The organism is Marinitoga sp. 38H-ov, from assembly GCF_011057715.1.
GTDB lineage: Bacteria > Thermotogota > Thermotogae > Petrotogales > Petrotogaceae > Marinitoga.
Window position 1 is genome coordinate 78158 of sequence record NZ_LNGH01000006.1, and the last position, 14541, is coordinate 92698.

Annotated in this window: 11 protein-coding genes; 7 read left to right on the plus strand and 4 right to left on the minus strand. The window is 24.0% G+C overall.

The features are described from left to right. Positions 1-64: 64 nt before the first annotated feature. Positions 65-1195, minus strand: a complete 1131-nt coding sequence (locus tag AS160_RS01920; RefSeq protein ID WP_165144296.1) for an MFS transporter — start codon at positions 1193-1195, stop codon at positions 65-67. A gap of 596 nt (positions 1196-1791) precedes the next feature. Here AS160_RS01920 and AS160_RS01925 point away from each other — a divergent pair. The 7 genes from AS160_RS01925 (at position 1792) to AS160_RS01955 (ending at position 11065) form a co-directional block, all read left to right on the plus strand. Further along, positions 1792-3027 (plus strand): hypothetical protein, encoded by a 1236-nt coding sequence (locus tag AS160_RS01925; RefSeq protein WP_165144297.1) that lies wholly within the window; start codon positions 1792-1794, stop codon positions 3025-3027. A gap of 15 nt (positions 3028-3042) precedes the next feature. Then, positions 3043-4791 (plus strand): HD-GYP domain-containing protein, encoded by a 1749-nt coding sequence (locus AS160_RS11205; RefSeq protein ID WP_205098340.1) that lies wholly within the window; start codon positions 3043-3045, stop codon positions 4789-4791. An 86-nt stretch (positions 4792-4877) separates the two neighbouring features. Beyond that, positions 4878-6413, plus strand: coding sequence for an ATP-binding protein (locus AS160_RS01935; RefSeq protein ID WP_165144298.1), 1536 nt, complete (start codon positions 4878-4880; stop codon positions 6411-6413). A gap of 1182 nt (positions 6414-7595) precedes the next feature. Then, entirely contained in the window at positions 7596-8855 is a 1260-nt protein-coding gene (locus tag AS160_RS01940; RefSeq protein WP_165144299.1) for a radical SAM protein, read from the plus strand. A 256-nt stretch (positions 8856-9111) separates the two neighbouring features. Next, positions 9112-10338: an MFS transporter gene (locus AS160_RS01945; protein WP_165144300.1), complete on the plus strand. Its 1227-nt coding sequence runs from the start codon at positions 9112-9114 to the stop codon at positions 10336-10338. 147 nt (positions 10339-10485) lie between these two features. Next, positions 10486-10773: a hypothetical protein gene (locus tag AS160_RS01950; RefSeq protein ID WP_165144301.1), complete on the plus strand. Its 288-nt coding sequence runs from the start codon at positions 10486-10488 to the stop codon at positions 10771-10773. After that, positions 10736-11065, plus strand: a complete 330-nt coding sequence (locus tag AS160_RS01955; RefSeq protein ID WP_165144302.1) for a type II toxin-antitoxin system RelE/ParE family toxin — start codon at positions 10736-10738, stop codon at positions 11063-11065. Before AS160_RS01950 ends, AS160_RS01955 begins: the two co-directional genes overlap by 38 nt. Positions 11066-11230: 165 nt before the next feature. Here AS160_RS01955 and AS160_RS01960 read toward each other — a convergent pair whose 3' ends face one another. From AS160_RS01960 to AS160_RS01970, 3 genes are all read right to left on the minus strand, one after another. Beyond that, on the minus strand, positions 11231-11896 hold the full coding sequence (locus tag AS160_RS01960) for a hypothetical protein (protein WP_165144303.1): 666 nt from the start codon (positions 11894-11896) through the stop codon (positions 11231-11233). A gap of 128 nt (positions 11897-12024) precedes the next feature. Then, entirely contained in the window at positions 12025-12849 is an 825-nt protein-coding gene (locus tag AS160_RS01965) for an ATP-dependent Clp protease proteolytic subunit (protein WP_165144304.1), read from the minus strand. A gap of 318 nt (positions 12850-13167) precedes the next feature. Beyond that, positions 13168-14448 carry an IS110 family transposase gene (locus tag AS160_RS01970; protein ID WP_165144305.1) on the minus strand — a complete coding sequence of 427 codons (1281 nt, stop codon included), beginning with the start codon at positions 14446-14448 and terminating at the stop codon, positions 13168-13170. Between the last annotated feature and the right edge of the window lie 93 nt (positions 14449-14541).

A 14541-nucleotide genomic window follows, 5' to 3' on the forward strand; every position in this document is an offset into this window, starting at 1 on the left:
GAAATTTTGTATAAGTACTGTTATGAATGTACAATAAGAAAAAATAGAGACGGCTGAACCGTCTCTATATTTCTTCTATTTCATTGTATTTTTTTCTAAAATTAAATAAGAATACAGTTGAAGCTAAACTTATTAAAGATAAAACTAACATAAAGAAATTCATTCCATCCATTGAATAAAATATAGATAAATATGGTCCAAAGAAATTACCACTTATTCTAAATGCTGAAAATACTGCCATACCTTTTTCTTCAAATCCTACTGATAAATATGATGCATATTCACTACTCATTGTTAATGATAGTCCTAAGAATAATCCAGATATAATTATTAACATTAAAAATAAATACATCGAAATTGAACTAGCAAACATTGATAAAATTAATGTTGCAAATGATGCTAATGGTATCCAGATTTTTACCCCATTAACTTTATGTTTTAATAAATTTCCTATCATTAAAGATAATGCAAAAATGGATATATATATTTTTCCAAATACTGGATTATTAACATATTTTTCTATAAACAATGGCATTGTTGCTTGGAAACCAACTATTACCGCTAATGTAAATATTCCAAAAAATGCTGCTAAGAATATTCTTGGTGAAAATTTAGTTACTTGTTTTTTTACTTTTTCTGGATGTATTTCAATAACAGGTAATTGCTTATACAATATCAATGTAGCTATAAAAAGTATAATACCCACTGTCATTAATATATACTGTGACATGTATATAAAACCAGTTCCTATCACTAAAGGCCCCATAACTGCTCCAAAACTTGCTAAAAATTCTACTAATCCAAAATATTTTGTTTGTTCTTTTGCTGATAAATTTGATTTTGATATTACTGTTAATGCATTCGAAAATAATGCAGAGTCAGCTATACCTTGTATCGCACGAAATACAATTGCTAACATAGGTAATTTTAATGACATTCCAGATAAATACAATGCTGTACTCCATAATGCCATTGAGTATAAGAAAGTTTTACTTTCACCTTTTTGTTCTAATATTTTTCCCCAATATGATCCAAATAATATAGATACTAATGGTGTAATTCCAATAAAAGTACTTGCTAATAATGTTGACCCAAATATTTCTGCTAATTGTGGAAAAGACGATGCAATTCCAACTTGTACAAAAACTTGTAAGAATGGCAATGCTAATATAAATTTTAAATTATTATTTTTCAACAATATCCCTCCTGTTTTTATCTCATATAGCAATTATACTTTATATTATTTATATTAAATAGACTAGAATATAGTTTACTCAAATATTAATTATTTGATAATAATTGTCTCTAAAATCCTTTTTAAATCAAAGTTTAATCATTCTGTAAATATATATGTTATAATATTGTTGATAACTATCCATTTTTGTTTATAATTATCAAATTTGTTTATAGTTTTCAACAATTGTTAATTACTAAAATGTTTTTATATATTGAGTTTTAGAAGTTAACAACAAAAAATGTTGGTAACTATATAAAAAGTTGATAATTATTTTCAACAATTTCAAAGTTGATAATTTTCATTATAAACCTAAATAACAACTTTCAACGTTTATAGTTTATAAATTATAAACCAAATAGAATTTAATAACATTTAAATATAAAACATATGTTCTACTTTTTTCGTTATTAAATTTATCAACATTATAATTATATTTTTTATTCAAAGTTTTCAACATAACATAAGTATTATGAGTAAATGGTTTTAGAAGTTATAAACAAACAACATCACTATAGCACCTATACCTATATAATATATATATAAGGAGAGAAAAAATGAAAAGAATATTGTTGTTAATTTTAATAATCATAATATCGTTATTTTTAGTAGATATATTAATGGTATATATATCTACTAATATTGAATATAAAAATATTAAAATTGAAAAAGAAGATAAATTTATAGATGAAGTATTAAACATTTCTAATGAAGAAATTGAAAAAGAATTAGTTAATACATGGTATAATGTAATTACTGATGGAAAAAGTATTATTTTAAAAGATATATTATATATAAACAAGAATATTTATGCTTTTGGAATAAATGAAAAAGAAAATAAAAATATTATTATTATAAAACTAGATAATGATGGAAATATTTTATTTCAAAAAGAAATAAAGGTATCTTCTTCAACCAATATATATAGTGTAGAAAATATTAATAACAATTTTTATATATTAGGTATTCAAGAAAATAAACCTATTATATATGTTATAAACTATTATGGAGAATTATTAAAATCAAGAAAATTTGAAAATTATGGAGAATTTTTTAAGATTATAAAAGATGATTATGAAAGCATATATGTGTTGGGTTATATTAAAGATGATAATAAAAAAATAGGAGTTTTAATGGAAATAAATAAAGATTTAGATATTTTAAATGAATTTAAGGTCAATTGGTATAATAATGAAGAGATATATGATTTAATTTCAGATAAAAACTATATATATTTATTAGGAAATACTAATTCAACAGCTAATAATAATTACAATATTTTTGTCATTAAATTAAATAAACTAAATTATAATGATTATACTATACAAAAATATGGAACTGATATATTAAATGAAATTGGATATTCATTATTATATGACGAAAATAATTTTTATATTGTTGGATATAGTTCAACGATTAATAATTTCCCGTGGAAGTTATTAATTATTAAAACAGATAATAATTTAAATGAAATTCAAAGAAAAGATTATTTATTAAAAAAATCAGCAAGAGGTTTATCTGCAAATGTTTCTCGAAATAATTTAATTATATCTGGATATTCATTAGAGCAAAATAATGATTTTGATGGTTTTATTAGTATTGTAAATAAAACTGATTTAATCAATATTAAAGATATATATTATGGAAAAGAATTTGATGAAAGATTATTAAAATCAAAAATTATAAGCAATAATGTTATTGTTTCAGTTGGTTATCAAAAAAATAATGAAATAATTTCTGGTATAATATTATATACAGATATAGATGGAAACTTAAAAGGATTTATTAAATAACAATGGAGGGATTCGATGAAAAAAGAACATATATCTTTGTATAAGTTGTTATCTAATAGTGTAATGAAAATAGTTATTTTAGGAATTTTGTCTGTTTTAATAGTTCTATCTATATTTAATTATTTTAATATTAGAAATATTGAGAAAACTTTAAAAAGTAATATTGATGGGTTAATAAAAATAGCATTTAATTCTATGTATAATACATTGTATGATTTTGATGAAAGATTCTATAAATCATTAGATAAGTTGATGCTAGACTTAAAAGAAAGACCAGTTGATGATTATGAATTAATAAAAATATTTTCTTCAATGTCTGTTATGATGGGAGAAACATATGATACAAAAATGATTGATATTAATAATTTAGATCAAGAAGTTAGAAATAAAATAATCAATTTAAATGATTATAGTTATTATGTTATTGTAGACATGCACCCAAAAATGATAACAAGATATATATATATAAAAACTGAAAATGATTATTTTTTAATTGAATCAATGTTACCTACAAATAGAATTATTAAAACTATTAATAACTTAACAACATTAAAAGACACATATGAGTTCATAACTGATATAAATATTTGTACTCATGATTTTGAAAGTTTAGCATCATCATATGAATTAAATGAACTTGATACTACTAATTTAATGAAAGTTTTTGCTAATGGTGAACCTATAGTATTAGAGAAAAATGGCAAGTTTACATATTATAGCACCTGGAAATATGAAGATGAAAAAACATATTTTCATCCTATAGGAATTATATTAAAAATGGATTTTGGAGTATATAGAAATAGTATTATATATAACATTTTAGGTATGTTTGTAGCATTATTATTTATTATATATATTATATCTAAAAAGGTTCATATGCTTTCAAAACAAATATCTACCCCTTTCGAAAAAATGATTGATAACATGAAGAATTTTCAAAAAACTAGATATTTAGAGTTTGATAAAATATTTGATCATTGTAATATAAAGGAAATTAATGAATTAATGACAGAATATCAGAAAATGACAGAAGACATTGTTTCTTCTTTTGAAGAGATTAATACAATGAATGAAGAATTAGAAGAATCATACAGGGAAATAGAAAGCATAAATAATGAATTAGAAGAGGCATATATTAACTTTAGCACGCAATTAGCAATGATTTCTGAAGGATATGATGAAAATACAGGTAATCATGTAAATAGAGTAGGAGAGTTATCTGCATTTATTGCTGAAAAATTAGGTGTTATGGATGAAAATATTGAAAAAATTAGACATTATGCACCTTTACATGATATTGGAAAGATAATGGTTCCAAAAGAAATATTAACAAAGAAAGGAAGATTAACAAAAGAAGAATTTGAAATTATGAAAAAACATACATTATATGGTGCAACATTAATTGGTGATTCGCCTCAATTTGAAATTGCTAAAAATATAGCATTATATCATCATGAGAAATATAACGGAAAAGGTTATCCATTTGGATTGAAAGGTGAAGATATACCACTATGTGCAACAATAGTTAGTGTTGTTGATGTATATGATGCTTTACGTTCAGAAAGACCATATAAACCTGCATTTACGCACGAAAAAGCTATGGATATTATTTTAAATGGAGATGATAGAACTAATCCTGATGATTTTAATCCAGAAGTTTTAAAAATAATTAAAGAATATGAATATGAAATAAAAGAATTATGGGAAAAAATAAAAGAAGATAGTTCAAAATTGAAAAAGATATTAGATATAGAAAAGGAATAATTTAAATCCGCTTTTAGAAGCGGATTTTTTTATATTGACATTTCAAAAAAATAATATATGGTATAATTGAATTGGAGGTGGAATCGATGAAAAAATTGCCGATAGGGATACAGGATTATAAGGAAATAATAGAAGATAATTATATATATGTAGATAAAACAAAATATATTTTTGATTTAATAGATAATGGAAAATATTATTTTTTATCTCGTCCTAGAAGATTTGGAAAGAGCTTAACAATATCAACATTATATTATATATTCAAAGGAGAAAAAGAATTATTTAAAGATACATATATATATGACAAATGGGATTTCAAAGAATATCCTATTATAAGATTAAATATATTATTAGCTGCTACAGATAATGAAGAGAGATTTAAAAAGAGTTTGACAAACTTAATAAAACAAGAAGGTCAAAGAAATAATGTAGAAATATTGGAAGAAGATTATAAATTTGCATTTGATGAATTAATACTTAAATTATCCAGAAAAGGAAAAGTGGTAATATTAGTAGATGAATATGAAAAACCAATATTAGATAATATAAATAACAAAGAAAAAGCTGAAAAATATAGAGAAATATTAAGAGATTTCTATGTAACAATCAAATCCAGAGATGAATACATAAAATTTGTATTTATCACAGGAATAACAAAATTTAATTTAAAAAGTGATTATTCTGGGTTAAATAATTTAAATGATATATCATTAGACAATGATTATTCTCAAATGTTAGGTTATACGCAAGAAGAATTGGAATATTATTTTGATGAATACATAAAAGAAACAGCAGAAAAATTAGAAATAACAAAAAATGAATTATTGCAAGAAATGAAAAAATATTATAATGGATTTTCATTTGATGGAGAACATTTTGTATATAACCCATTTTCTATATTAAAATTCTTTCAAAAAAAAGAATTTGAAAATTATTGGTTTGAAAGTGGTTACACATCATTTATATATGAATATATAAAAGGGAAAAAGGTAACCTATGAAGATTTAACAAAATATCCAGTAAGTGCAATGGATTTCTCATCAAGAGAAATAGAGGATGCAAAAGCAAATATATTCTTTGCACAAGCTGGTTATTTAACCTTTAAAGGAATAAAAAGATATGGTTTAAGAAAAAAATATATATTGGATTATCCTAATATAGAAGTAAAAAATAGTTTTTCGGAATTAATATTAGAAGCAAATTATGGATTAGAAGAAATAGAAAATATAATATATGAATTAGTAGATGAAAATAATATAGAGGGATTAATAGAAGAAATAAAAAGGATAATAAGCGCTATACCGTATAATTTACATCAAAATAGAGAAAGTTATTATCATTCATTAATATATACAATATTAGCATCAGCAGGATTAAATGTAACAGCAGAAGAATTAACAAATCTTGGAAGAATAGATTTAGTATTAGAGCATAATGACAAAATATACTTATTTGAAATAAAATTAGACAAAAGCGCTAAAGAAGCAATAGAACAAATAAAAGAAAAGAAGTATTATGAAAAATATAAAAATAATGAAGTTTATATTATTGGAATAAACATAGATTCAGAAAAGAGAAATATTGATGAGTATATAATAGAAAAAGTAAAATATAGCATGTAATTTTTTGTGTAAATACTTCATCTTGGATGGTAATAAATTAATTAAATTAGATTATTTTTTCTTGACTTATTTCATATGAATTATCGTCTATATTGAATCATAAAAAATATATAATCATAATAACCTTGAAAAAAATCCCCTCTAATTTTAGAGGGGATTTAAGTTTGTAGACAAACTTAAAAATAAAAACAAAGTATTTTCAAAAATAATATTCAGAGGAAAATTCTAAAACCTCAAAATTGGAATCAAAATAAAACTCAATCAAACGCTCGATTGGTAATCTGAAAAAAACATATTTTTAATGCTACGCATTAAAAATAAAAACAAGATTTATAAAGAATATTAAAAATTTTTTATTTTTGCAAAGCGAAAGTTTCGGGAATTTTCAATGGTTCATCGCATTATTTTTATTAACTTTCTTTATGATAACTAAACAATTTTCGAGTTTTCATTCGTTTTATTTTTGAATTCCAATAATATATCTGGTACCATTCACATTTTTTGTGAATTTCAAGTATTTGCTCATATTATTTTTTTATAAAATACTTTGTCGACAGTATAAAATCCCTTTCTAATTTTAGATAGGACTTTTTGTCGAATGTTGACGAAAATTGTCGAAGCTGTCGACTATGTCGAAAAAAAGATAGTTGTTCTTTTTTATTAATAAAAACCCAATAACTAAAAAATTAACAATAAAAATATATCAATTATATAATAAAAATGTAAATTTATTTAATTTACGAAAAGAGAAATTTATAATAAATTCACATTAAAGCTGTTGATTTTTTTTTTTTTTTTGCTAAAATTATTATGAATAAATAATTAATAAAAAGCTTATTTTAGTTATGTAGAATGTCCAAAAAGTTAAAATCACTCAGACAGCTCGATTGCATATCTTTAAAAATTATTCATTCCCAGCCGTCGTTCAGATTTTGCCTCCATGCAAAAGCTTCACTCAAAAAAACATCCTGTTTTTTTTGACGGCTTTCATTCATAATTTTTAAAGGCAATCTTCGAGTCTTCGTTTCTTTTAGACTTTTTGGACATCCTAAGTTATGTATAATTTAACTAAAGGTTATAAAAAAAGAAAATAGATAAATTTTAGATTATATTCATATCTTTAATCCATATAAAAAATAATTATATTGGAAAGTGTAAAATAAAAATTAATAGGAGGTTTATATGAAACTATCTAAATATTTAGTGTATGTATGGGTAAAAAATAATTTAATTATATATAATACATTTAATAAATCTATAGTGTCTTTGAATAAAGAAATTGGTGATATATTCGTAAATAAATTAACAAAAGGAGATTTTAATGTATCAAAAACTATTATAGATTTTTTAATAAATGAAGGGATAATATATGAAGATGATAATTTTAATGAAATTGATATTCTTAAAAATATTGATTATATTAATAAAAATAAATTAGAAGAACTTGATCTTACTATAGCTGTGACTACAAAATGTAATTTTTCTTGTATTTATTGCTATGAAAAAGAAATAAAAAAAGAAGATATTACTAAAAATACATTAGATAAAATAATTGATTTTATTTATCGTAATATAAAGGATCTTCGAAAGCTGAAAATTACATGGTATGGTGGAGAACCACTTTTAAAAATAAAAGAAATGGAATATTTTTTTCATAAAATTATTCCTATACTAAATGAAAGAAAAATACTCTATGAGAGTTCAATAATAACAAATGGTTATTTATTAAATAAAAAAACTATAGAAAGGTTAAAAAAAATAAAAGTAACACATTTACAAGTTACAGTGGATGGTATTAGAGAATTGCATAATATTAGAAGACCTCTAATAAATAAAAAAGATACATTTGATAATATTATGAAAAATATAGAGTATGCAAAAAGAGAATTTGATATAGCTTTAAGAGTAAATTTAGATAAAGAAATTTATGAAAATTTTGATGAATTTCTTAATTATTTAAAAGAGAAAAAATTAGAAAAATATATTTCAATTTATGTATCTTTTACAAAAAATTATTTTGGGGATAATTTACAATATTTTAATCAGTCAGAATATTATAATATAGAATTAGAAATAATAGAAAAGATAATTAATAGAAATTTTAAATATGCTTATGATATTTTAAATGGTATCGGTATTTGTCCTGCACCATACAAAAATAGTTTGATAATTTCATCTGATGGAAATATTTATAAATGCCCATTACATATTGGAAACGTAGAGGAATCAATAGGTAAAATAGATACTTTTAAAAATTACAAAAACACAAAATGGTATAATTATACACCATTTAAGTATGATGAATGTGTAAATTGTGAAGTGTTTCCATTATGTATGTCAGGATGTCCTGATAAAAAGATGAAGCAAATGACAGGAATGTGTCCGTCTATTAAATATAATATAAAAAAATATCTTGAAATAATATATAAAGATATAGTTTAATTTTCCAAAATAAAAAAGATTAAAAAAGTAAATATTCAGAATATAATTAAAAATTTTAGAAAAGGAGGTGAAATAATGAAAGTATTAAAAAAACGTATTTCGGTGAAAGATTTAAAAAAACATATAGTATATTCATGTGGAAGTACTCCATATAGTGTTTTTGTACAAAAAACTAAATGCAGTTAATTAAAAACCACAATATACTTTGAGTATATTGTAGTTTTTAATATGAAATATACTCTAAGGAAGTGAAAATGTGAATAAAAATTTCAAAATATATATATTTGGAAGATTTATATCAAATTTAGGAGATACAATTCAAGTTATAGGTTTTCCACTATTATTATTGGATATGACACAATCAGCAACAATACTTGGGTTAGCAACAATATTTATCATGGTTTTTGAAATATTAATAAGACCTTTTTTGGGAGTTATAGCTGATAATTATAATAGGAAGAAAATAATGGTTGAAATGGATTTTATCAGTGGGATATTGTGTTTAGTTATGGCATTTCTTATAGCAAATAATATTATAAGTGTATGGATGATATTTGTATATTTAGTTATACAATCAATTATAAGTACATTATTTGATACCTCAACATATGCAATGTTGCCAGAAATTGTAGAAAATCAATATCTTGAAAAAGCAAATTCATATCTTCTGATTGTTTCAAATATTTCTTCACTAGCAGGTCCTCCGATAGGTGCTTTTTTATATAGTATATACGGAATTAAAATTTTACTATTTGTTAATGGTATAACATTCATATTATCGGGCATAAGCGAAATTTATATTGAATATAAATTTAATATAGAAAACAAGAAAAAATTATCAGAAATATCGTTTTTTAATGAAATAAAAAATGGAATAAAATATTTGAAAGTTAAAAAAGAGCTAAAACATTTATTGAATATGATGATATTTTATTCTGTATGGATGATACCAATTTTTGCAGTATTTATACCTGTAATAATAAAAAGGGACGGAGGTTTTTCACCAACATATGTGGGTTTATCCGAAACAGCTATGACAATAGGTTCTTTAGCCGGAGCCTCATTAATAACCTTTATAATGACAAACAATAAAAAAACAAAATATTTTAAATTGTCAAATATTATTTTGAATATTACAATCTTATTCTTAGGAATAGTAATACTCTGGAATTTTCCAAATAAAATTATTAAATTTTTGATAATCTCGATAATATTATTTATGTTTAATATATCATTTATAATATCTAATGTAATAATAAATTCAAAATTTCAAATGAGTATAGATAATGAAATAAGAGGAAGAATTGGATCATTAAAAATGGTGATAATGCAAATAGCAACAATAATAGGTATATCTATAGGTGGAAAAGTAATAGATAAAATTCATAGTGGGTATTATTTAATATTTTTAGGTATAACAGGATTATTAATAACAATATTTTATGTGATTCCATATTATCAAAATAATAAAATCCCCTCTTAAATTAGAGGGGATTTTAGATTGTTGACAAAGTACAAAATAAAATAATCAAAATAATATATATATTAAATATCAATTATTGACAGACGATATCATTATATGATATAATAATTTGTGTATATACACAAAAAAGAATTGAGGTGATTTAATATGAGTACTATTAAAGATTTTGAAAAAAAGAGTAGGCATAATATAAATCTTAAAAACAAAACTTGGATTATTCTTCAAGAATTGAAAAAAATTAAAAATAAAAGCATAAGCAATATTATCGATGAGGCTGTTGATAAATACATAAAAGATTCAGAATATAATACTCTTTATTTTAAACTGTTATCTACACTTCCAGAGATTAGCGATGAAGAAAATATGGAGATACTTAATGAATTAAAAAAACTGACAAATGAAGATATGGAAGTGGTTAAGATTGAAAAACTCTAATCAAAAATGGGAATTGCATTGGACTAAAAAAGCCTATAAATCTTTTGAAAAGATAGATCCTAAATTCCAAAAACAAATTAAGGATGATTTAAAAGAGTTAATCAATTATTATAATAAAGATGTTGAGCTAAGTTTAGATGTAAAGAAATTAAAAGATGAAGGAAGAGGTTTTTTTAGATTACGTAGTGGAGATTATAGAATTATATTTACAATTAATCATGGAAAATTAGTAATTTTAATTATTAATGTTATGCATAGAAAAGATGTGTATACAAAAAAGCATTTTAAATGATTTTGAAATATTTGGTCACATTTATAATATTCACCGTAATAATAAATTCAAAAAATACCCTTTAAAATTAGAGGAGTTTTTTGTCGAAGGTTGACGAAATTTGTCGAAGTTGACGACTATGTCGAAAAAGAAAAATCTGAGGCATTTGCCTCAGATTTAATTTTATTATCTTCTACCTCTTGGCATTGGTTGTATTGGTTGTTGATAGCAAGGCATTTGATTTTGATAATTCTTAGGAGTTCTAAAATTTTTATTTCTTCCATAACCATAATTCATATTTGGAGCATATCCTGTATTGCCTCTAAAGTTATTTGTAGGTCTATTCATAGTATTTCCTCTATTTCCTCTAAAATTATTTACAGGCATATTATAACCTGGCATTTGAGCAACACCCGTACCTCTTACAGCACCTCTAAAACCATTTAATACAACTTCTTTTCCATCAACTTTAGTTTCAACTGGTCTAAAAATTTTCTCATCATTTAATATAACTTCCCAACCTTTTACTTCTATAGTCTTTCCAACTTCTAAATCACTTGCAAAATATGAATTAGCATGAATTTCTACAATATCACCATTTTCAGTTTTTATTTTGATTTCTAATACACCAGGAAAATCTTTGCTTTCTTCAATTGAATCAATAGTTCCTGTTACTGTAATCATATTTTCTTCAGAGAACATATATCCTCCACGTGCTCCACGATAATTTTGATATACTGGTGCTGAATTTGTGTTTTGATTTGTCATTGGTGCATATCCATATCCTCCGAATGCAAAAATAGACCCAACCATCAATCCACCAACTAATAACGCTGTTAAAAATTTCTTCATAATAACACCTCCATAATTTGTTTTTTAGTTTTTGTCTTTCAACAACTATATAATAACTTTTAAAACTTAAAAAAAACTTAGTGTTTGCTTAGAAATTCCTTAGAAAACAAATTATGGAGGTTAATAAATTATTTGTTATTATTGTAAGATACAAATTCAACAGTTCCTCTTTGTCTAATTGGTTGAGAATATAAATCCATAAGAGCATATACTTCTTCTGGCATATCAGTAGAAACATTTAATCCAAGTTCTTTAGCTTCTTCGACAGTAATAGGATAATCATGTGTCCATCTACCTTCAGTTAATGTTTGAGATAATTGTTTAGCTTGGTTTTCATCCATTTTATTTTTTAATATATTAAATATGAATTTTTGAACTTGAGATATAGATTTTTTTGCAACATCAGCTAAAATTAATGTTTGATCGTCAACTTTATCTACACCTTTTTGTTCAACAGCTTTTACGATACTTGGAGCGGGATTTTGTCCTAATTGTGGGTCAACTGGCCCTAAAACAGCATGTTCATCCATTATTATTTGATCAGCTGCTAATGAAATCAAAGTTCCACCACTCATTGCATAATGTGGAACTATAACTCGCGTTTCAGATGGATGATCGTGCAAAGCTTTAGCTATTTGTGTTGCAGCTAAAACAAGTCCACCTGGTGTATGTATGATTAAATCAATAGGTTTATCTTTTGGCGCTTTTCTAATAGCTCTTAGTATTTCTTCGCTATCTTCTACATTTATATACTTGTAAAAAGGAAAACCTAAAAAACCCATACTTTCTTGTCTGTGAATTAAAGTTATAACGGTAGAATTTCTCTTTTTTGAAAGAGCCGATAATATACTTTTTCTACCTGCAATTAATTGAGCAAACTTCATTTGTGGTCCCATTAAAACATAAAAAATAAAGATTAGCCATAATAATGTTCCTAAAAATCCTGTTGTCATATAGACACCTCTTCAAAGAAATATTCTTAATTAGCCTCCTGAATCTCGTTTTTTCTTAGTTTTTCGTAACAAACCTTCTTTCTCTTTTTATTTAAAAAAAGAGCTTATTTTTTATTTTATTCATTTTGTTTTACTCGTTATTATTTATTACCTCCTGAGTATAATACATAAAATATTATTTTTATTATTACTCACCAAATTTTTTCCTCAAACTAACCCTCTTATTTCCACCTGGCTCACTCTTTTGAGTGTCCTTTCATTCCTTCGTCCTATTTGAGGTATGGTGAGTCTGCTTTTTCTCGTGTCCTGGATTCTCTCCTAATGGTGAGAGACTGCATTTCCACCCATACATATACTTGGCTCATACCTTGTTTTACTTTTCGCTAACTTGAATATTATTCTTATCATTTTCAATCCTATTGCTATTAATGCTTGATCCCTTTTTAATGGATTTTTTTCTCTTTTCGTTAGTTTTTTATATTTCTCTTTCATCTCTTTGTTATGTTTTAATAAACTTTTTGCCATTAGATATATTATCTTTCTTAATAACGGTCTGCCTCTTTTTGTTATTTTTGTTTTCCCTTTATGTTCTCCAGAACTTATTTCATACAAATTTAGTCCAGCTAATTTCCTTATTTCTTTCCAGTTGTTAAATCTGTTTATTTCTCCTATTTCTCCTAATATTGTTGCTGTTATTACTGTTCCTATTCCTGGAACACTTTTTATATTTTCTCCTATTTCTGTTGTTTCTATTAATTTTTCTATTTCTTTTTCTATTTCTTCAATTTGTGTTGTGTAGAATTCTATTTCTTTCAATAATAATCCCAACTTTATCTTTGCGCTTTTTTGCCCTTCTTTTACTCCTATTGATTTTTTTGCTAATTCATATATCTTTTTCGCTCTTTTTTTCCAATCTTTCCCTTGTGTTGATTCTTTTAACACTTTTTCTATTTCTTCTATTCCAGCTTTTATTATATCTTCTGGAAATGGATATTTTTTTAGTAACCCTATTGACCCTTCCACAAATATATTTTTATATACTTTTTCATATTCTGGAAAATATTCATCCATTACTGCTATTACTATATTTTTCGCATTTTTTCTTTTCGTTACTATCCTATCTCTTGTTGTTGCCATTATTCTTAATTCTGAATATACACCTTCTGGTAAATATATATCATAATATCTTCCATCCCTTATCAATCGGGCTATTATTCCTGCATCTTTCCTATCACTTTTTTCTGGTGAATTATCATCAAGTTCTTTACTTTTCTTTACATGATATGGATTTACTCCTACTAAATAATCTACTCCTTCATTTAATTTCATTTGCCAAGCTATTGCTTTCCAATAGTGCCCTGATGGTTCCATACCTACTATTACTTTTTTCATATCGTTTTTTTCTTTGACTTTTTTTATCGCTTCCTCTAGATTTTTTATTCCAGTTATGGTATTATTTATTTTGAAGGGTTTTATTAAATCTATTCCCCTATAATTTATTATTCTAACCCAATGTATTCTTTTTGCTACGTCTATTCCTACTATTAATGTTTCTGGAGTTATTCTCAATATTTTTTCATTTAATGATTTTTGTTTCATTGTATCGCCTCCTGATTTATATTGGTCTCTCACTTTTATATTATCAGGAGGCGATATTTTTTTCAACTCCATTTTTCCTTACAGGAATATCTC

What these genes read in the sequence shown, in the direction of transcription:
- AS160_RS01925 (WP_165144297.1), top strand. Translation starts at nt 1,792, where the DNA reads ATGAAAAGAATATTGTTGTTAATTTTAATAATCATAATATCGTTATTT.
- AS160_RS11205 (WP_205098340.1), top strand. Translation starts at nt 3,043, where the DNA reads ATGAAAAAAGAACATATATCTTTGTATAAGTTGTTATCTAATAGTGTA.
- AS160_RS01935 (WP_165144298.1), top strand. Translation starts at nt 4,878, where the DNA reads ATGAAAAAATTGCCGATAGGGATACAGGATTATAAGGAAATAATAGAA.
- AS160_RS01940 (WP_165144299.1), top strand. Translation starts at nt 7,596, where the DNA reads ATGAAACTATCTAAATATTTAGTGTATGTATGGGTAAAAAATAATTTA.
- AS160_RS01950 (WP_165144301.1), top strand. Translation starts at nt 10,486, where the DNA reads ATGAGTACTATTAAAGATTTTGAAAAAAAGAGTAGGCATAATATAAAT.
- AS160_RS01955 (WP_165144302.1), top strand. Translation starts at nt 10,736, where the DNA reads ATGAAGATATGGAAGTGGTTAAGATTGAAAAACTCTAATCAAAAATGG.
- AS160_RS01960 (WP_165144303.1), bottom strand. Translation starts at nt 11,896, where the DNA reads ATGAAGAAATTTTTAACAGCGTTATTAGTTGGTGGATTGATGGTTGGG.
- AS160_RS01965 (WP_165144304.1), bottom strand. Translation starts at nt 12,849, where the DNA reads ATGACAACAGGATTTTTAGGAACATTATTATGGCTAATCTTTATTTTT.
- AS160_RS01970 (WP_165144305.1), bottom strand. Translation starts at nt 14,448, where the DNA reads ATGAAACAAAAATCATTAAATGAAAAAATATTGAGAATAACTCCAGAA.